We start from the raw sequence: 18,705 nt of genomic DNA, 5'->3' as shown, positions 1-18,705 counted from the left end.
GGAACAACAAAGAGCACGGCGTCAGTCAACTCGCCCGAAGGGAGACCCTCAATGCGCCCACTTCTTCGTTAAATTCCACGGAAATAGAATGACTATTCCTCGTAAAATTTGCCTCGAATTGAACGCATTGATGGCCTCTGAATACGAGCATCTTCAGGTCGTTTGGGTATAAGAGATTGTATTTGTAATTACACGTTAAAGCGGAAGTGGATAACGTCACCGTCTTTAACGATGTAATCTTTACCTTCCAAACGCCATTTACCCGCTACTTTCGCGCCTGCTTCACCGTTGTTTTCGATGTAATCGTCGTAACCGATGATTTCTGCACGGATAAAGCCTTTCTCGAAGTCAGTGTGGATCTTACCCGCAGCTTGTGGCGCGGTTGCACCGACAGGGATAGTCCAAGCGCGTACTTCTTTCACGCCAGCAGTGAAGTAAGTTTGCAGTGTCAGCAGATCGTAACCTGCGCGGATCACGCGGTTCAGACCTGGTTCTTCAAGACCCATTTCTTCCAGGAACACAGCTGCTTCGTCAGCGTCCAGCTCAGACAGTTCGCCTTCGATTTCCGCACAAACTGCAACAACGGTTGCACCTTCGGCTTCAGCGATTTCACGAACGATGTCCAGGTAAGGGTTGTTCTCAAAACCATCATCATTCACGTTTGCGATGTACATGGTCGGCTTCATGGTCAGGAAGTTCAGGTAGTCAACCGCTGCGTGCTCTTCTTTGGTCAGTTCAACAGAACGCAGCATTTTGCCTTCTTCCAACACTGGAAGTAGCTTTTCCAGTACCGCGATTTCGAATTTCGCATCGCGGTCACCGCCTTTCGCCTTCTTCGCTTGGCGCTGGATAGCGCGTTCACACGCTTCCATGTCAGACAGTGCCAGTTCGGTGTTGATAACATCGATATCGTCAGCAGGGTTTACTTTACCCGCAACGTGGATGATGTTGTCATTTTCAAAACAACGAACAACGTGGCCAATCGCGTCGGTTTCACGGATGTTAGCCAGGAATTTGTTACCCAGACCTTCACCTTTAGAAGCACCTGCAACCAGACCTGCGATGTCTACGAATTCCATCGTGGTTGGCAGGATACGTTGTGGGTTTACGATTTTAGCCAGTGCGTCCAAACGCAGATCTGGCACTGGTACCACGCCAGTGTTTGGTTCGATGGTACAGAACGGGAAGTTAGCCGCTTCAATACCTGCTTTGGTCAGAGCGTTGAACAGAGTTGATTTACCGACATTTGGCAGACCAACGATACCGCATTTAAAACCCATGAGATGGTAACCTTTCGTTGTATAAACAGTGAAAGCTCAGTCAGCTAACGCTTACTGAGCCTTAAATGTATGCAGGCGATTTTGCGCCTTGGCCAGATCTTCTTTCAGCAAAATGTCGATGCAGCGAACGGCTTCATCAACGGCTTGCTCGATTTGGCTTTGTTCGTTGGCAGGTGCTTTTGTCAGCACAAAACCCGCCACTTTGTCTTTGTGCCCTGGATGTCCGATCCCGACACGAAGACGATAGAATTCTTTGTTGTTGCCCATTTTGCTGATGATGTCGCGAAGACCATTATGGCCACCGTGACCGCCACCTTTCTTAAATTTGGCAACACCTGGTGGCAAATCCAGCTCGTCATGAGCCACCATGATTTCTTCCGGTTTGATTTGGAAGAATTTCGCCAGTGCAGCGACCGACTTGCCTGACAGATTCATAAATGTGGTTGGGACGAGTAGACGGAGGTCTTCGCCACCCACACTGATTCTGGCAGTCAAACCGAAGTATTTTTTGTCTTCTTTCAGCGACACGTTATGAATGCGCGCTAATTCTTCAACTACCCAGGCACCCGCATTATGACGGGTTTTTGCATATTCCGGCCCTGGATTTGCCAGACCCACTAAAAGACGAATTTTATCGCTCACGGTGAGATTCTCATTATTCTGTGTAGACAGTTTTATGCACAACGGTAAACCGCCCTGTGCCAAAAGCGGCTTATCCTACCATTATCTGTGCAAAACAAAAACGCCCCGCGAAAGCGAGGCGTTTTCTCCGCAAAAAGGAACGATTAAGAATCGAACATTGCAGAGATAGATTCTTCATTGCTGATGCGGCGGATTGCTTCAGCCAACATGCCTGACAGAGTCAGCTGTGAAACTTTACCGGTCGCTTGCATTTCTGCGCTCAGCGGGATTGAGTCAGTGACGATCACTTCATCAATCACAGATTCTTTGATGTTTTGAGGGGCGTTGCCAGAGAACACTGCGTGAGTTGCGTAAGCGAATACACGCTTCGCGCCACGATTTTTCAGTGCTTCTGCTGCTTTACACAGAGTGCCACCGGTGTCGATCATGTCGTCAACGATGATGCAGTCACGGCCTTCAACGTCACCGATCAGGTGCATAACCTGAGAAACGTTCGCACGTGGGCGGCGTTTGTCGATGATCGCGATGTCAGTGTCATCCAGCAGTTTTGCAGTTGCACGTGCACGTACAACGCCACCGATGTCTGGAGAAACAACGACTGGATCTTCCAGTTTCTTCGCCAGCATGTCTTCCAGAAGTACCGGCGTACCGAAGATGTTGTCTACTGGTACGTCGAAGAAGCCTTGGATTTGCTCTGCGTGCAGGTCAACAGTCAGAACGCGGTCAACACCTACGTTAGACAGGAAGTCTGCGATAACTTTTGCAGTGATAGGCACACGCGCAGAACGCACACGGCGGTCTTGGCGAGCGTAGCCGAAGTAAGGGATAACTGCAGTGATTCGGCCAGCTGATGCGCGACGCAGTGCGTCGATCATCACAACCAATTCCATCAGGTTGTCATTGGTAGGCGCACAAGTCGACTGGATAACGAATACGTCGCTACCCCGTACGTTTTCATTGATTTGTACACACACTTCACCGTCAGAAAAACGACTAACAGTAGCGTCACCTAGTGACATATATAGGCGATTCGCAATGCGTTGGGCGAGTACAGGCGTTGCATTACCAGCAAACAGCTTCATATCAGGCACGGTGGAAAACCTCGGGGTTGCATCCATTGAGTGTTGTCTGTCTCATTGTACTTTCAGTGTCGATAGCAGTGGTGAGGTATTCACACCACGTGCGACAAAGCCAGTGAGCCAGTCGGGCAATTTGTTTAAGGTGGCTCGCGCGTCCTCTTCGTTTTCGAATTCTGCGAAAACGCAGGCGCCGGTCCCGGTCAGTCTCGACGGCGCGTATTCTAGCAGCCACGAAATAGCCTTATCAACCTCTGGAAACAACTCTCTGACTATCTTTTCGCAATCGTTTTCGTAATTTGCCGCCAACAGCGCATTTAGTGTGCGCTTTGGTGTATTGCGAGTCAGTGAGGGGTGACCAAAAATTTTTGCGGTGGCAATGCTCACCTCAGGCTTGGCTACCAGATACCACTTCTCTTTTGCTTCGGCAGGTTGGAGCAATTCTCCAACCCCTTCTGCAAACGCTGTGGTACCGCGCACAAATACAGGGACATCCGCACCCAGTGCCAGCCCCATATCGGCCAATTCATCAACAGAAAGCTGGGTTTCCCAGAGGTGATTGAGCGCGACTAATGTGGTGGCAGCATTGGAGGAACCACCACCTAAACCGCCGCCCATTGGCAACACTTTTTCCACGTGAATGTGCGCGCCCAAGGTACATCCGGTTTTTTCTTTGATTGCCATCGCTGCGCGGTAGATCAGGTTTTCTTCGGCTGGGACGCCTTCAATTTCCGGTGACAGGGTGACTTCGTCACTGTTGTTTGGGGTAATGGAAAGCGTGTCGCCGTAATCTAGAAACTGAAAAAGGGTTTGCAGATCGTGATAGCCATTATCGCGCTGACCGGTGATGTACAGGAAAAGGTTGAGTTTGGCCGGTGCTGGCCAAACTGAAGTGGTTTGTGTCATTGAGGTAAAACCCATTCAGAAATCACCAGATTCACTTTTTGCTGGTGCTGATTCATTTTGATTTTTGATGGCAGTAGGTTGTTGGTATCAGCATCGTAGCCAGTGTATTCCAACTGCCAGCCAGCCTGATTGGTATCGGCTTTGTTTTCACTCAGGAATGCCAGGCGGTTATCTGCGCCAAGCGTATATTCGTTTTGTTCTGCAGGCAGCCCTTTGACCCACTGCATCATCTCGTCAACGGGCAGGGCAATACCTGTCAGTTGCTTTAAAAGACTTGCGGCGTTTCTACCGACATAACGTTCACCGTCGCCATCGACCAAAACTGCAATGTCAGGGGTGGCATCCAGTTTAAACAGGGTGGTACCGAGGAAGTTGGTCAGGCGGAGTGAAAGCTCGTCATCTTTCTGCTCCCAGACAAAATTGGCCGAAACGCGCTGTTCTCGGCTAATCAGCGCGACTTTGCCTTTAGCCGTGAAGTCAGTAATTTCTGCCAATGCTTTTTGGTGAGTTTGCCACTCGGTTTGTGGAATAGGTTGGGTGGAACATCCGGTCAAACCCAATAGGGCGAAGAAAAATACAACCAAGACGCGATGACGTCTGAACATAGGCAAACTCCGTTTTCGGTTTTCTCTGTTGAGAAAGAAGTGGTCTGATTATATACCCAAACAACCTGAAGATGCTCGCATTCAGAGATCATCAATGCGTTCAATTCGAGGTAAATTCTACGAGGAATAGTGGTTCTATTTCCGTGGAATTTAACGAAGAAGTGGGCGCATTGAGGGCCTCCCTCTGGGCGAGTTGACTGACGCCGTGCTCTTTGTTGTTCCTTTTTGATGGAGGTGACTACACCGGCAAAGGAACGCCGCGATCACAACGCCAGTCAATCTCGCTGAATCCTGCATCTTCAGGTTGTTTGGGTATATCTGCGGCAGAGGTAAAAATCTCTCCAATACGATGTAGATATCACACCGCTTGGACAAAGCCACATAATGCAATTTGTTACTTGTTGAAAAAATGGACGAATATGTTGTTACGAAAGCGGAAAAGTCACACTTCTGCTTGATAGCGAGAAGAGGGAGCTAATGTTATCTTTTATTCGACGGGCCCATAAAGTAAAATCCACGGCTCGGATTTCATCTGGTGCTGTCGGTAAACCTGCTTAATGAGCTTGTTAGTTCTCGGAATCAATCACAAGACCGCTGCGGTCGACCTGCGTGAGAAAGTCGCTTTTTCTCCGCAACAACTTCGCGATGCATTGCACCAGCTGAAAGAAAAGCAGGTAGTGCAGAGTGGGGTGATTGTGTCTACCTGCAACCGCACCGAAATCTACTGTGAAGTTGACCAGCCAAGCCCGGGCGTCGTTGTGGACTGGCTTCAGGACTTCCATCAACTCGACAGCGAAGCACTGCTTCCTTGCCTTTATACCCACCATGACCAAGCAGCGGCGCAGCATTTAATGCGAGTGGCGAGTGGCCTTGATTCGTTGGTATTGGGTGAGCCTCAGATCTTGGGGCAGGTTAAACAGGCTTACGCGGAATCTGTTGAGCAAAACTCAGTCAATGGTTCGCTGGAGCGTTTGTTCCACAAAACCTTTACCGTGGCTAAACGCGTTCGCACGGAAACAGATATCGGTGGCAATGCCGTCTCTGTCGCTTTTGCAGCCTGTTCGCTGGCGCGTCAGATTTTCGAGTCGCTCGAAACCTCTACCGCATTGCTGGTGGGAGCAGGTGAAACCATCGAGTTGGTTGCCAAGCATCTTTTCGAACACGACTGTAAGAACATTATTGTTGCTAACCGCACTCGTGAGCGCGCTAAACCGTTCGCTGAGGCGTTTGGTGCGGAAATTATTTCTCTGGAAGAGATTCCAGAGCACATGCACAAAGCGGATATCGTGATCAGCTCAACTGCTGCGCCATTGCCAATCATCGGTAAAGGCATGGTGGAAAAAGCGATCAAAGCGCGTCGTCATCAGCCAATGCTGTTGATTGATATTGCCGTGCCGCGTGATATTGAAGAAGAAGTGGGTGAGCTGAACGATGCTTACCTGTACACCGTCGACGATTTACATTCGATTGTTGAGCGCAACCGTGAGCAGCGAAAAGCGGCCGCGATTCAGGCTGAAGCGATTGTTGATGAAGAAAGCGAAGGCTTTATGACATGGATGCGTTCCCGCGGAGCGGTGGACAGCATCAAACAATACCGTGCTCATTCGGAAGCACTGAAAGATGAATTGCTTAGCAAGAGCTTACAAGCCCTCGCCAGTGGTGCCGACCCACAGAAAGTGGTCGCCGAGCTGAGCAATAAATTAACCAATAAACTGATCCATGCCCCTACTCAGGCCATGCAGGAAGCTGCCAGAAATGGCGACGAGCGTACACTGGAAACGCTACGTCAGAGCTTAGGTCTGGATCCCCTAAAATAGTTTAAAGACCCACTATGAAATCATCGATTATCGCGAAACTGGAAGCACTCAGTGAGCGCTATGAAGAAGTGCAACATCTGCTTGGCGATCCGGGTGTTATCTCCGATCAGGACCGTTTCCGTTCACTGTCGAAAGAATATAGCCAGCTTGAAGAAGTGACCATGTGCTTCACTTCCTACAAACAAGCGGAAGAAGATCTGGAAGCGGCGCAGGAAATGGCGAACGAAGACGATCCTGAAATGCGCGAAATGGCGCAGGAAGAAGTGAAAGCAGCAAAGGCGGAAATTGAACGCCTGAGCGATGAGCTTCAGGTACTGTTACTGCCAAAAGATCCTAACGATGAGCGTAACTGTTTCCTTGAGATCCGCGCGGGTGCGGGTGGTGATGAAGCAGCAATTTTTGCCGGTGACTTGTTCCGCAGTTACAGCCGCTTTGCTGAGAAAAAAGGCTGGCGTGTTGAAGTGGTTAACGCCAACCACGGTGAGCATGGCGGTTACAAAGAAATGATTGCCAAAGTCAGTGGAGAAGGCGCCTACGGTGTGATGAAGTTTGAGTCAGGCGGTCACCGCGTTCAGCGTGTTCCTGCTACTGAATCTCAAGGCCGTGTTCACACCTCAGCGTGCACTGTTGCTATCCTACCGGAAATTCCTGAAGCAGAAATTCCGGAAATAAATCCGGCTGATCTGAAAATCGATACCTTCCGTTCATCAGGAGCTGGTGGTCAGCACGTTAACACCACTGACTCGGCAATCCGTATTACCCACTTGCCAACCGGCACCGTGGTGGAATGTCAGGACGAGCGTTCACAGCATAAGAACAAAGCTAAAGCGATGGCTGTTCTGGCGGCACGTTTGATCAAAGCAGAAGAAGAAAAACGTGCAGCTGAACAGGCAAGCACCCGCCGTAACTTGCTGGGTTCCGGTGACCGTTCAGACCGTATCCGTACCTATAACTATCCGCAAGGCCGAGTGTCTGACCACCGCATCAACCTGACGGTTTACCGTTTGGACGAAGTGATGGAAGGCGATCTGGATTCACTGATCCAGCCAATCATCCAAGAGTTCCAGGCAGACCAACTGGCGGCGCTGGCTGAGCAACACTAATGCCAATCAGCATTGAAAATGCGCTGCGTGATGCAGCGCTTTTGTTAGCAGAGCATCAAAGCCCCTCTCCACGCATTGATGCCTCTGTGCTGCTTTGCCATGTGCTCGATAAGCCAAGCAGCTATCTCTATACGTGGTCAGACAAAGCGCTGAGCGACGAAGAGGAAGCTGTGTTTAACGCATTGCTGGAGCGTCGCAAAGTCGGCGAGCCTGTTGCTTATATCATTGGCTACCGCGACTTCTGGTCGCTACGCCTGAACGTCGAACCCAGCACCCTGATCCCAAGGCCGGATACCGAAAGGTTGGTAGAGCTGGCATTGGAGCGTTTGCCACAAGGTGAGGGCTCTGTGTTGGATTTGGGCACAGGTACGGGCGCGATTGCGTTGGCGATTGCCAGCGAGCGCAACGATATGGCTGTGACTGGCGTCGACCTTCGTGATGAGGCGGTTGCACTGGCTGAACGCAACAAGCTTGAAAACGGCATCAACAATGCCCAATTTATTCAAAGCAGCTGGTTTGGCAATGTGCCTGAACATCGTTTTACCATGATTGTCAGCAACCCTCCGTATATTGACCCGGAAGACCCGCACCTTTCGCAAGGTGACGTTCGCTTTGAGCCAAAGTCTGCATTGATTGCGGATGACCAAGGTTTAGCGGATATCCGTATCATCTGTCAGCATAGTCCTGAGTATTTGACAGATAATGGCTGGCTGCTTATCGAGCATGGCTACGATCAGGGCGAGGCGGTTCGCACGATTTTTTCTGATGCAGGATTCAGCGATGTTGAGACGCAGCACGATTATGCTGGGCTGGATCGTGTTACCTTAGGGCGTTTTATTCGCTAAAACCCAAAACAATAAATCAAAAAGAGAGACCTACGGAATTATGTACGTTGCATTGAAGCATACTCACCTGATGTTTATCGCCCTGAGCGTGATCCTGTTTATCATCCGTTTTGCATGGCGCATGATGGACAGCAAAATGCTTGAGAAGAAATGGGTGAAGGTCGTCCCTCACGTGATTGATACCATTTTGCTAGGAACTGGTGTGGCACTGATTTTTGTCACCGGATTCTATCCATTCACGCCTCAAGGGATGTGGATGACTGAAAAACTGACCTGTGTTCTGGCATACATCGCTCTTGGCTTTGTTGCCATGAAATACAGTCAGGGAACTATGTTCCGACTCTTTGCTTTCTTTGGTGCTTTAGGTTGGGTATTTGCCGCCGCTAATTTGGCTATCACCAAAACACCACAGCTGTTGGGGTAAAAATGATCGGTTTTACTGACCAGGAATTAGATGAGCTGACCTTGGTAGAAGGTGCGCTTGCACTGAACGCTGCCATTGATCCGGCGACATCCATGCATTGGGTTCGGGCAGAGCTTGAACGGCTGGCAAAGGATGCTGAACATCTGTTGGCTGGGGAAGCTAACGACGAATTGAGACTGGAAGGTCTGCTGCGTCTGTTCTACAAAGAATGGGGCTTCAAAGGCGATTTCGAACAGTACTTTTCGTCTGAAAATGCTTTTGTAGATAAAGTGCTGGAGCGTCGTAAAGGCATTCCTGTGAGTCTGGGCGCTATCTTCCTGTTTTTCGCAGATCGCCTAGATTTACCGGTTGAGCCAGTCGGCTTTCCGACTCAACTTGTTCTGAAAGTAGATTGGTTCCATCGTGAGCCGCAATACGTCAACCCGTTTGATGGCGAGTTTTTGTCTGAACGCGTATTACGAGGCTGGCTGGTGGGCAAAGAAGGCCCAACGGCTCAGCTTGAAGAAGAACACCTTGAGGTTTCAGACAACCCTACATTGATTGGCCGCTGGCTGGCGGTGATCAAAAGTGCACTGCTTCGTGAAGAAAACTACGCGATGGCACTTCGCTGTAGCGAACTTGCGCTCACTTTCAGTCCGGATGATCCTTATGAAATCCGCGACCGTGGCTATATTTTCCAGCAATTGAAATGTGACTGGGTTGCCGCGGAAGACTATGAATACTTTATCGCTCAGTGCCCGGATGATCCGGCGGCTGAGCTCCTGAAACTGCAGGTCAAAGTGTTGACTGCAGAAGCTCCTATTTTCCACTAATCAGGAAGTCACCATGACAACACAAAAAACGGTTCAGATTGGCGATATTCAAGTTGCTAACGACAAGCCATTTGTTCTTTTTGCCGGGATGAATGTGTTGGAATCTCGCGATCTGGCGATGCAGATCTGTGAGCACTATGTAGAAGTGACCCAGAAGCTGGGCATTCCATACGTGTTTAAGGCGTCTTTTGACAAAGCAAACCGCTCTTCTGTGCATTCTTACCGTGGCCCAGGCCTGGAAGAAGGCATGAAGATTTTCCAGGAACTGAAAGACACCTTCGGCGTGAAAATCATCACAGACGTTCATACCGAAGCGCAGGCACAGCCAGTGTCTGAAGTGGTTGACGTTATCCAGCTTCCAGCGTTCCTTGCTCGCCAAACTGACTTGGTTGAAGCAATGGCGAAAACCGGCGCAGTGATCAACGTGAAGAAGCCTCAGTTCATGAGTCCAGGTCAGGTGGGCAACATCGTTGATAAGTTCGCTGAGTGTGGCAACGAAAACATCATCCTGTGTGAGCGCGGCTCATGCATGGGTTATGACAATCTGGTCGTCGACATGCTGGGCTTCGACGTGATGAAGAAGGCGAGCAATGGCAGCCCAATCATCTTTGACGTGACTCACTCACTGCAATGCCGCGATCCTCTGGGCGCTGCATCTGGCGGTCGTCGTGAGCAAACCGTTGATTTGGCGCGCGCTGGTCTGGGTACCAAGATTGCGGGTCTGTTCATTGAAGCGCACCCGGATCCAGACAACGCGCGTTGTGATGGCCCGTCAGCACTACCTTTGGACAAGCTGGAGCCGTTCTTGAAGCAAATGAAAGCACTGGACGATTTGGTGAAAAGCTTCGACGATCTGGATATCCGTTAAGAATTGATTGTCAGAGAGAAAAAAGAAAGCCGGCGCATGCGCCGGCTTTTTCATGTCTGCGATTGAGTGTCCGAACTTTATAACCTGAATCTGGCCAGTTCGTCATTGAGCTGACGAGACAGGCTCGATAGCGCCGTCGCTTGCTCTGTTGCATGATTGGCTTCGTGAGCCAACTCATCCGATGCATTGCGCACAGCTTCAGTGTTGCGGGTGATTTCTGCCGTCACCAAAGACTGCTCTTCAGCGGCAGAGGCAATCTGGGTGGCCATGTCGCTGATTGTCGATACTGAAGTGGTGATTTGTGACAAACTGTTGGTCGCAAAGTTTGCGTCTTCCACGCTGGTGGTCGCCAAATGACGGCTGTCTTCCATGATTTTCACTGCTGACTGGGTCGTGTTTTGCAGCGTTTCAATCGTCGCCTGAATTTCGCGGGTCGAGTTGTGTGTACGTTGGCTCAATACGCGGACTTCGTCGGCAACCACGGCAAAGCCTCGGCCTTGTTCACCAGCGCGGGCTGCTTCAATTGCCGCATTCAGCGCCAGCAGGTTGGTTTGTTCGGCAATATCCTGAATGGTGGAAAGAATAGAGTTGATGCTCTGAGTGTGGGAGTCCAGCTCCGCTATCACGCTGGTGGCAGATTCCACTTCCGTCGACAAGTTGCCGATTGATTGCTGGCTTTGGTTCACTTGAGTGGCGCCTTCCTCTGAGCAGCCTACAGCTTGCTTGGAAAGCTCTGCGGTATTTTCTGCGCTGCCAGCGATTTCTTGGGTAGCTGCGGCCATTTGGTTAATCGCCGTCGCCACCATATTGATCTCATCCTGCTGACCGCGGATGCGGGTACTGCGGATATTTGCTTGCTCAGCGGCATGGGTTGCCTGCTCAGAGAGCGATTCACCGACACTCTTCAGGTGCGTCACCATGGTGTGCATGTTGGCAACGAAGGTGTTGAAGTTATGCGCCAGCTGGCCGACTTCATCGTTGCTGTGTGGTGTCAGACGCTGGGTCAGGTCTGCATCGCCGCTGGCAATCTCTTCCATGGCTTTAGATACGCGGATGAGATCGCGGAAAAGCACGTTCACCAACCATGCTGACAGTGCCAGCACGAAGAGTGTGACAGCAAAGCTTGTCAGGACCAGGGTTGTGACTGCCGAGTTATGAGAGGAGAGCTCAGTGCTCATATCCACCTCAATACCGATAATCCAGTTGGCTTCCGGCAGCTCAGTAAAGAAGTAAGCCTTTTCCGTACCATTGAGAGAGCTGTTCAGCAGGCTTCCCTCAGCCATAGCTTCGCGCACCGCTGATTGGTTTAGTGCAGGGTTATACTGAGTCAGCGGTTTACCGTTCAGTGAGGCATTGTTATGAGCAATCAGGGTGCCATCTGCTGCGAACAGCATACCAAAGGCATTTTTTCCAAAATTGAACTGAGACAGGTCGCCGACAATCTTTTGAAGGCTAATATCGCCACCTAGCACGCCTTTGAGTTTCCCGTTTTGATAGACAGGAGTTGCCAGCGTCACCATGGTTTCGCCAGTCAGGGCGTCACGATACGGGGCGGTACAGATTGTTTTGTTCTCACGCACTGCTTCGATGTACCAAGGACGCTGACGTGGATCGATATCAACGCTGGCACCGTTTGCTAGCGCCAAAGAACCATTGGTTTCAGCGAAGAAAGTCATCGCAAAGTCACCAGAAACCTGAAGCATGGCCAGTGCATTGATTTCGTCGTCGTGAGGTAGGGTTTCCACATAGCCTTCCATTGCCACATCATGAGCTTCCAGCCAGTTGGCAAAGCCGACACGGGCGACTTGAGACATACTTTCTACGCGGTTTTCTAAGCCTTGTTGAGTCTGGGTAGATAATTGGTTGGCAGCTAAGAAAGACAGGATTGTTGCCATCGCCACTACGGCGACAAGGCAGGTGCCTATCAGCTTCTGCTTGAGAGTCAGCGTCATGTTACATTCCTTGCATCGAACTCTTTGAAAAATAGAGGTGGGTTGTGCTGAGATTTTTTATTTTTCGCACAACATTCCGTATCGGCCTGACGAGAGGTTGCTTTAGGGGAAATGCGCAGTTTTTTACTGTCTTAAGCTAAGAAAATGTGAGTTTGCTTCAGCTGTGATTTTGGAGGGAAAAATAAACAGGAAAAGCGGCACTGGATGGGTAGCTCACAGAAGAGTATTTTCGCCTGTTACAAATTAGCTTGGACGTTTAGACGTCTATATGTTGACGCCCTATCGCTTTGGGATTACCCTGCGTTCCACTTCACAAAAAATATGCAACACAACATGACACAGAAGCAAACGAATATCGCGCCCTCGGCGTTAGCACTTTTGCCCTTTGGGCTTTTCCTGTGCCTGTTTATAGGTACGGGCATTTATTTCTCGACCCAAAATGTCGATTTCGCCTTTTACCAACTTCCGGCACCGATAGCGGTGTTACCTGCCATCATGTTGGCCGTGCTAATGAGCAAAGAAAAGCTCAACGGTGCAATTGGTCAGTTTATTGAAGGTGTTTCCCATCGCGACATTACCGCGATGTGTCTGATTTACTTACTGGCGGGGGCTTTCTCTGCGGTAGCAAAAGCAACTGGCGGTGTGGATGCTACCGTCAACTTAGGTCTGGCCATTCTTCCTTCCAGCTTTATTCTGCCGGGCCTGTTTTTGATTTCTGCATTTATCGCAACTGCAATGGGGACCTCAATGGGCACCATCGCTGCGGTTGCCCCTGTGGCTTTGGGCATTGCTGACACGACAGGTATCGATGCGGCTCTGATGGCAGGTGTAGTGCTGAGCGGTGCGATGTTTGGTGACAACCTTTCTATTATCTCAGACACCACAATTGCGGCGACACGCTCGCAGGGCTGTCACATGAAAGACAAGTTCCGTGAGAACGTGAAAATTGCGGTACCTGCAGCTCTGGTGGCGCTGGTAATTTTCTTCTTTGCCAATGAAGTGACCCAAGCTCCTGTTGCCGGTGAAATTGATTGGCTGGCAGTCCTGCCTTACCTGACCATTCTTGTATTGGCAGTATATGGCATGAATGTGTTTGTTGTTCTGACCATCGGCATCCTGTTTGCCGGTATTGTCGGTATGGCCCAGACGGCAGATTACAGCGTGATGGCTTTCAGTCAGGACATCTATAAAGGCTTTGGCAACATGCAGGAGATCTTCCTGTTGTCGCTGCTGATTGGTGGTTTGGCCGAGCTGATGCGTCAGCAGGGCGGCTTGGCGTTCGTAACAGATAAACTGAGCAAACTGATCCTGTCCCGTGCGGACAAAGAGACTGAGAAAGGCTCTCCTCGTGCAAGTGAAGCGGGTATTGCTGCGCTGGTCAGCATGACTAACCTCTGTACTGCCAACAACACCGTTGCCATTATCGTGGCTGGTGGCGTAGCAAAAGAGCTGGCTACCCAGCATGATGTGGCACCAAAACGCAGTGCCAGCTTACTGGATATCTTCTCTTGTGTGATTCAGGGCATTTTGCCTTACGGTGCGCAGGCGTTATTACTTGGGTCGATCTTCGGACTCTCACCTCTCAGCGTGGTGGGCCAATCGTATTACTGCTTCTTGCTTGCTGTATCAGCAGCTTTTGCCATCGCTCGAAGTAAAGGACAACACTTGTCTAGATAGGTGATGTAAGCGCTTCAATTGCGGTGTATTTAGCCGCAGTTGAGGTGTTTTTAAGTGATCTCCGCGGCATTTTCTTGAAAGTTATATGTGATACCCAGTTTAACTATTTAGACTACTTCGTGAAATTGAAAGTAGTTTAGGTTAAACCCTCGACATAGCCAAAGCCGTGACTTTCGCGCTGTCGAATAGAAAATAGGTATCACCATGAAGGAACGCCTCTCTCTAAAAGCAGCGATAAGTGCTGCTCTGCTTGCCACGCTGGCAGGCTGTTCAACCACGAGCGAAACAACGGAAGTTGTACCGGGTTGGCAACCAGATACCACTTACAAAGTGACCATTCTCCACACTAACGACAACCATGGTCGCTTCTGGCATAACCGCCACGGCGAATACGGTATGGCGGCACGTAAAACGCTGATCGATAATCTGCGTGATGAAGCAGAAGCGAACGGTGCAGCTGTGCTGCTACTGTCTGGCGGTGACATCAACACTGGTGTTCCAGAGTCTGATCTTCAAGATGCAGAACCAGACTTCAAAGGCATGACCATGATCGGTTATGACGCGATGGCTCTGGGTAACCACGAATTCGACAATCCACTTGAAGTGCTTGACCAGCAAATGGAATGGGCTGACTTCCCAATGCTGTCGGCAAACATCTACGACAAAGCCACTGGCGAGCGTAAGTATCAGGCTTACCAAATCTTTGAGCGCAACGGTCTGCGTATCGCAGTAATCGGTCTGACAACAGAAGACACTGCGAAAATTGGTAACCCTGAGTTTATCGGTGAGCTGGACTTCCGCGATCCAAAAGAAGAAGCGAAAAAACTGATTGCTGAGCTGGAAGAAACTGAAAACCCTGACATCATCATTGCAGCGACGCACATGGGCCACTATGAAGATGGCAAGCGTGGCATCAATGCACCAGGCGATGTGGCTCTGGCTCGCTACCTTAACGAAGGTTCGCTGGACATGATTGTGGGTGGTCACTCGCAAGAGCCTGTCTGTATGGAAGGCCCGAACATGTACAACAAGTCGTTCAAGCCGGGCGACGAGTGTAAGCCAGACAACCAAAACGGTACCTGGATTGTTCAGGCGCATGAGTGGGGCAAGTACGTGGGTAAAGCGGACTTTGAATTCCGTAACGGCGAACTGAACCTGGTGTCTTACGACCTGATCCCTGTGAACCTGAAGAAGAAAATCAAGGTGAACGGTGAGAAGAAACGTGTCTTCATCCAGAATGAAATTCCAAAAGATAAAGCGTTGTATGACTTCCTGAAACCTTATCAGGAGAAAGGTCAGGAACAGCTGAACGTGAAAATTGCAGAAACCAATGGTCATCTGCAGGGTGAACGTAACGTGGTTCGCTTCCAGCAAACTAATCTTGGCCGTCTGATTGCTGCAGCACACAAAGACCGTGCGAAAGCAGACTTCTCGGTAATGAACTCCGGTGGTGTGCGTGCGTCAATCGAAGAAGGTGATGTGACCTACAAAGATGTGCTGACCGTTCAGCCATTTGCGAACATGGTGACTTACACCGACATGAGCGGTGCAGAAGTGCTGGATTACCTGAACGAAGTGGCAACCAAGCCAGTTGACTCAGGTGCTTACGCGCAGTTCTACGGTATCTCAATGACGGTGTCACCTGATGGTGTGAGTGACGTTGTGATCGGCGGTGAACCGCTGGACGCAAACAAAACTTACCGCTTTACCGTGCCTAGCTACAACGCAGCTGGCGGTGATGGCTATCCGAAACTGACTGGCCACCCAGGTAATGTGAACACCGGTTTTGTGGATGCAGAAGTGCTGAAAGACTACCTGGAGAAGAACTCTCCAATCAATGTGAACAAGTACGCGCCAAACGGCGAAATTACTTACAAGTAAACACATCCTCTCCGGGCGCGAAACCTCGCGTCAGAGACAAAAAGGCACTGGTGACAGTGCCTTTTTTTATGTCATTATCAGCGGGATAGTAGCCCTGAATTCAGCAAGGTTTTCAGTCTAAGCAAACACAGAGAGAAAGGATATGACACCGGCAATTACACTGGCGGAAAAATCGGGGATTCATTTTCATGTTCACAGTTACGATCATGATCCGAACAACACCAACTTCGGGTTGGAAGCAGCAAGTGTGATGGGGCAGGACCCCGCGCGGGTCTTTAAAACCCTGCTGTTTGCAATGAACGGTGACCCGAAAAAGCTGGCTGTTGCCATTGTGCCGGTTTCCGGCCAGTTGGACTTAAAAGCAGCGGCGAAAGCTGCGGGTGCGAAAAAAGCAGAAATGGCGAATCCGACCATTGCCGAAAAGACCACTGGCTATGTGGTCGGCGGCATCAGTCCGCTAGGTCAAAAAAGGCGTTTACCGACGCTTTTGGATGATACGGCTCAAGCCTTTGAAACCATTTACGTCAGCGCGGGCAAACGTGGCCTTGAAATTGAACTTTCTCCCTCAGATCTACTCTCACTGACACAAGGAAAATTTGCCGCGATCGGCAAGGAGGGGTAGTTCATGCACAAGAGTTGGTGGGTATTCATTTTGTTGGGTTTACCTCTGACGGCCTTTGCAGGGAAAGAGCACTCTGCATTGATGGCATGCTACAAAGCTTCTGAAACGCACGTTGAAGTCACTGCCTGTCTGGATAATCACTGGAAGGTGGCACAGGACGCATTGAATAAAACCGAAACTGCGCTCAGAGCACATTTTACGAAGCTGGATGAAGTATCATCGGCATCTGATACGCTACCTATGATCACGAGCGCAATGGAAGGGTTCCAGTACTGGCGCGAAAACCAGTGCAAAATGGTAGAGGCAAGTTATGCCTCCGGCTCTGGCAGTGGGCAGGGATACCTCAACTGTATGATTGAACTGACGAATGAACAGATCATTCGTTTAAATAGCCTGATGGGCGTGAAAGGAGGCGCTAAGTGACAATTTCCGTATGGCTGGGTCTGGCACTGGTGTGTATTTTGGGGGCAGTTTCCCCTGGGCCTAGTCTCGTGGTGATGATGCGACACAGCCTGGCTGGTGGTCGTTTACATGGCATTGTTGCTGCGTGGTCACATGCATTAGGTGTTGGCTTCTACGCCCTGTTAACCCTCCTTGGTCTGGCTGTTATCCTCAAAGAGTCTCCAACGCTTTTTACTGCTATCGCCTATGCGGGTGCCGCGTATCTCGCTTGGCTTGGTATTAAATCCCTGCGTGCAAAAGGTGGTGTGGCAGCCAAGCTGGAAAAAGGCGAGAAAACCACTCTGTGGGAAGCAGCGCGCGATGGTGCCATGATTTCAGTTCTTAACCCGAAGCTAGCACTTTTCTTTCTCGCATTGTTCAGTCAGTTTGTAGCGATTGGCACTGATACGTTCAGCCGTGCAGTGATTGTGCTGACCCCTTTTGTGATTGATGGCCTTTGGTACACCATAGTGACATTGGTGCTTTCTTCTCCACGTATGCTGGAAAAACTGAAGCAAAAAGCCGTGCTGATTGATCGCCTGTGCGGCATCGTGTTGATAGGCCTTGCGGTTCGGGTTGTTGTCACCCTATAGGTATCCTTGAGATAAAAAACAGGAGCCATCGGCTCCTGTTTTCGTTGATGAGATAGAAAATTAACTCCGACGGTTAAGATGTCGCTCCCGCGTCTCCAGTTTCTTTTCCTGACTCTTTTTAATCATCACATAGACTGCGCCGGTACCACCTTGATGACGTTGGGCGGAGTGGAAACATTGCACGTCAGTGATCTGTTCCAGCCACTGGCAGACATAGCTTTTCATCATGGCGGGAGGGTTAGAGCGTTCGCCTTTTCCGTGCACAATGATCACCGAGCGAATGTCCATGCGTTGGCATTGTTTCAGAAAGCGCAGGATTTCATCTCTGGCATCTTTCAGGCTGTATTTGTGCAGGTCCAGTCGGGCATGAATGTCATATTTACCCAGACGGAGTTTTCGAAATACGCCATCCTGAACACCAGGGCGCTTGAAAGCCACGATATCGTCAGGCTTGAGCATCTTGGCGTAATCAATGGAAAGATACTCAGGATCACCTTCAGAGAGGCTTTGAGCTGCAAGCTGACGTGCCAGCTGAGCTTCAGTCGGTTTATGTGATTGTTGGGAGTTATCGACCGTATCGTGCTTGATAGGCGCGACATCTGCCATCATCTCCCGAAATAAGTCGAACTCGTTGTTGCCGTTCATAGTCGTTACGGGTTGTTGGAGCATGGTTTGAGTATAACGGCAAACAATTCGGAGGTCTCGTAGGAAGTGAATAACGCAATTGTTCAAAGGGTTACAAAGGGAAATTATACGAAAAAGCCCCGCATTGCTGCGAGGCTTTGAAGAGTGGTCGGTGAAGAGGGATTCGAGCGGGGCGGCCTTCCGTACCCGACCCATCATGCGGAACGCGTAAAATGAAACAGATAAGAAAAAGCCTCGCATTGCTGCGAGGCTTCGAAGAGTGGTCGGTGAAGAGGGATTCGAACCCCCGACCCTCTGGTCCCAAACCAGATGCGCTACCAAACTGCGCTATTCACCGAACATATGTTTTGTATCTTGAGATTCCGTCGTTAGAGGGTGACCCTCTGGTCCGCTATTCTCAAGAGCCGGATGCGCCATCAAACTGCGCTATTCACCGACAATGTTGCTTAAGCTTATCGCTCAAGTCTTGAAAAGTGGTCGGTGAAGAGGGATTCGAACCCCCGACCCTCTGGTCCC

General features: G+C 50.1%; 18 protein-coding genes and 1 tRNA gene. 11 read left to right on the top strand and 8 right to left on the bottom strand.

Annotation, left to right across the window (positions count from 1 at the left end; genetic code table 11):
- Positions 1-188: 188 nt before the first annotated feature.
- The 5 genes from ychF to lolB form a co-directional block, all read right to left on the bottom strand.
- Complete coding sequence (ychF, locus tag D515_RS23745; RefSeq protein WP_002542409.1) at positions 189-1,280, bottom strand: redox-regulated ATPase YchF; 1,092 nt, start codon at positions 1,278-1,280, stop codon at positions 189-191.
- 51 nt (positions 1,281-1,331) lie between these two features.
- Positions 1,332-1,922, bottom strand: coding sequence for an aminoacyl-tRNA hydrolase (pth, locus tag D515_RS23740; RefSeq protein ID WP_002542408.1), 591 nt, complete (start codon positions 1,920-1,922; stop codon positions 1,332-1,334).
- A gap of 143 nt (positions 1,923-2,065) precedes the next feature.
- Entirely contained in the window at positions 2,066-3,013 is a 948-nt protein-coding gene (locus D515_RS23735; RefSeq protein WP_002542407.1) for a ribose-phosphate pyrophosphokinase, read from the bottom strand.
- 42 nt (positions 3,014-3,055) lie between these two features.
- Positions 3,056-3,904, bottom strand: a complete 849-nt coding sequence (ispE, locus tag D515_RS23730) for a 4-(cytidine 5'-diphospho)-2-C-methyl-D-erythritol kinase (protein ID WP_039850622.1) — start codon at positions 3,902-3,904, stop codon at positions 3,056-3,058.
- The gene (lolB, locus tag D515_RS23725) at positions 3,901-4,509 is read right to left on the bottom strand and encodes a lipoprotein insertase outer membrane protein LolB (RefSeq protein ID WP_002542405.1); all 609 of its coding nucleotides are present in this window, start codon (positions 4,507-4,509) and stop codon (positions 3,901-3,903) included. Before lolB ends, ispE begins: the two co-directional genes overlap by 4 nt.
- Positions 4,510-5,066: 557 nt before the next feature.
- Between lolB and hemA the strand changes: the two genes are divergently transcribed.
- Genes hemA through kdsA form a run of 6 tightly spaced genes read left to right on the top strand, consistent with a single transcriptional unit; the run spans position 5,067 to position 10,378 of the window.
- Positions 5,067-6,326: a glutamyl-tRNA reductase gene (gene hemA / locus D515_RS23720; protein WP_002542404.1), complete on the top strand. Its 1,260-nt coding sequence runs from the start codon at positions 5,067-5,069 to the stop codon at positions 6,324-6,326.
- A 14-nt stretch (positions 6,327-6,340) separates the two neighbouring features.
- A complete protein-coding gene (gene prfA / locus D515_RS23715) occupies positions 6,341-7,429 on the top strand; it encodes a peptide chain release factor 1 (protein ID WP_002542403.1) in 1,089 nt (362 codons plus the stop codon).
- Entirely contained in the window at positions 7,429-8,274 is an 846-nt protein-coding gene (gene prmC, locus D515_RS23710; RefSeq protein WP_002542402.1) for a peptide chain release factor N(5)-glutamine methyltransferase, read from the top strand. Before prfA ends, prmC begins: the two co-directional genes overlap by 1 nt.
- A 40-nt stretch (positions 8,275-8,314) precedes the next feature.
- Positions 8,315-8,698 (top strand): SirB2 family protein, encoded by a 384-nt coding sequence (locus tag D515_RS23705; RefSeq protein ID WP_002542401.1) that lies wholly within the window; start codon positions 8,315-8,317, stop codon positions 8,696-8,698.
- 2 nt (positions 8,699-8,700) lie between these two features.
- The gene (locus D515_RS23700) at positions 8,701-9,510 is read left to right on the top strand and encodes a SirB1 family protein (RefSeq protein WP_002542400.1); all 810 of its coding nucleotides are present in this window, start codon (positions 8,701-8,703) and stop codon (positions 9,508-9,510) included.
- A gap of 13 nt (positions 9,511-9,523) precedes the next feature.
- Complete coding sequence (gene kdsA, locus D515_RS23695) at positions 9,524-10,378, top strand: 3-deoxy-8-phosphooctulonate synthase (RefSeq protein ID WP_002542399.1); 855 nt, start codon at positions 9,524-9,526, stop codon at positions 10,376-10,378.
- A gap of 77 nt (positions 10,379-10,455) precedes the next feature.
- Here kdsA and D515_RS23690 read toward each other — a convergent pair whose 3' ends face one another.
- Positions 10,456-12,330, bottom strand: coding sequence for a methyl-accepting chemotaxis protein (locus D515_RS23690; protein ID WP_002542398.1), 1,875 nt, complete (start codon positions 12,328-12,330; stop codon positions 10,456-10,458).
- A 333-nt stretch (positions 12,331-12,663) separates the two neighbouring features.
- Between D515_RS23690 and D515_RS23685 the strand changes: the two genes are divergently transcribed.
- The 5 genes from D515_RS23685 (at position 12,664) to D515_RS23665 (ending at position 17,544) form a co-directional block, all read left to right on the top strand.
- Entirely contained in the window at positions 12,664-14,007 is a 1,344-nt protein-coding gene (locus tag D515_RS23685; protein WP_039850624.1) for a Na+/H+ antiporter NhaC family protein, read from the top strand.
- Between the two features lie 204 nt (positions 14,008-14,211).
- Entirely contained in the window at positions 14,212-15,888 is a 1,677-nt protein-coding gene (gene ushA, locus D515_RS23680) for a bifunctional UDP-sugar hydrolase/5'-nucleotidase UshA (protein ID WP_002542395.1), read from the top strand.
- A gap of 142 nt (positions 15,889-16,030) precedes the next feature.
- A complete protein-coding gene (gene ybaK / locus D515_RS23675; protein WP_002542394.1) occupies positions 16,031-16,510 on the top strand; it encodes a Cys-tRNA(Pro) deacylase in 480 nt (159 codons plus the stop codon).
- A 3-nt stretch (positions 16,511-16,513) separates the two neighbouring features.
- Positions 16,514-16,933, top strand: coding sequence for a lysozyme inhibitor LprI family protein (locus tag D515_RS23670; RefSeq protein ID WP_002542393.1), 420 nt, complete (start codon positions 16,514-16,516; stop codon positions 16,931-16,933).
- Positions 16,930-17,544 carry a LysE family translocator gene (locus D515_RS23665; protein ID WP_002542392.1) on the top strand — a complete coding sequence of 205 codons (615 nt, stop codon included), beginning with the start codon at positions 16,930-16,932 and terminating at the stop codon, positions 17,542-17,544. The genes D515_RS23670 and D515_RS23665 overlap by 4 nt, the downstream gene beginning before the upstream one ends.
- Before the next feature lie 60 nt (positions 17,545-17,604).
- Here the strand turns inward: D515_RS23665 and smrA are convergent, their stop codons facing one another.
- Both smrA and D515_RS23655 read right to left on the bottom strand, forming a co-directional pair.
- Complete coding sequence (smrA, locus tag D515_RS23660; protein WP_160167797.1) at positions 17,605-18,189, bottom strand: DNA endonuclease SmrA; 585 nt, start codon at positions 18,187-18,189, stop codon at positions 17,605-17,607.
- Positions 18,190-18,449: 260 nt separating this feature from the next.
- Positions 18,450-18,526, bottom strand: a tRNA-Pro gene (locus tag D515_RS23655).
- Between the last annotated feature and the right edge of the window lie 179 nt (positions 18,527-18,705).

The sequence above is a fragment of the Grimontia indica genome (assembly GCF_000333895.2).
GTDB classification, from domain to species: Bacteria; Pseudomonadota; Gammaproteobacteria; order Enterobacterales; family Vibrionaceae; genus Enterovibrio; species Enterovibrio indicus.
Note: the sequence above shows the minus strand (reverse complement) of the source record. Positions and strands in the feature narration are given on the sequence as shown.

What these genes read in the sequence shown, in the direction of transcription:
- ychF (WP_002542409.1), bottom strand. Translation starts at nt 1,280, where the DNA reads ATGGGTTTTAAATGCGGTATCGTTGGTCTGCCAAATGTCGGTAAATCA.
- D515_RS23700 (WP_002542400.1), top strand. Translation starts at nt 8,701, where the DNA reads ATGATCGGTTTTACTGACCAGGAATTAGATGAGCTGACCTTGGTAGAA.
- ybaK (WP_002542394.1), top strand. Translation starts at nt 16,031, where the DNA reads ATGACACCGGCAATTACACTGGCGGAAAAATCGGGGATTCATTTTCAT.
- D515_RS23685 (WP_039850624.1), top strand. Translation starts at nt 12,664, where the DNA reads ATGACACAGAAGCAAACGAATATCGCGCCCTCGGCGTTAGCACTTTTG.
- prmC (WP_002542402.1), top strand. Translation starts at nt 7,429, where the DNA reads ATGCCAATCAGCATTGAAAATGCGCTGCGTGATGCAGCGCTTTTGTTA.
- D515_RS23670 (WP_002542393.1), top strand. Translation starts at nt 16,514, where the DNA reads ATGCACAAGAGTTGGTGGGTATTCATTTTGTTGGGTTTACCTCTGACG.
- kdsA (WP_002542399.1), top strand. Translation starts at nt 9,524, where the DNA reads ATGACAACACAAAAAACGGTTCAGATTGGCGATATTCAAGTTGCTAAC.
- ispE (WP_039850622.1), bottom strand. Translation starts at nt 3,904, where the DNA reads ATGACACAAACCACTTCAGTTTGGCCAGCACCGGCCAAACTCAACCTT.
- D515_RS23705 (WP_002542401.1), top strand. Translation starts at nt 8,315, where the DNA reads ATGTACGTTGCATTGAAGCATACTCACCTGATGTTTATCGCCCTGAGC.
- ushA (WP_002542395.1), top strand. Translation starts at nt 14,212, where the DNA reads ATGAAGGAACGCCTCTCTCTAAAAGCAGCGATAAGTGCTGCTCTGCTT.
- prfA (WP_002542403.1), top strand. Translation starts at nt 6,341, where the DNA reads ATGAAATCATCGATTATCGCGAAACTGGAAGCACTCAGTGAGCGCTAT.
- hemA (WP_002542404.1), top strand. Translation starts at nt 5,067, where the DNA reads ATGAGCTTGTTAGTTCTCGGAATCAATCACAAGACCGCTGCGGTCGAC.
- D515_RS23690 (WP_002542398.1), bottom strand. Translation starts at nt 12,330, where the DNA reads ATGACGCTGACTCTCAAGCAGAAGCTGATAGGCACCTGCCTTGTCGCC.
- lolB (WP_002542405.1), bottom strand. Translation starts at nt 4,509, where the DNA reads ATGTTCAGACGTCATCGCGTCTTGGTTGTATTTTTCTTCGCCCTATTG.
- smrA (WP_160167797.1), bottom strand. Translation starts at nt 18,189, where the DNA reads ATGAACGGCAACAACGAGTTCGACTTATTTCGGGAGATGATGGCAGAT.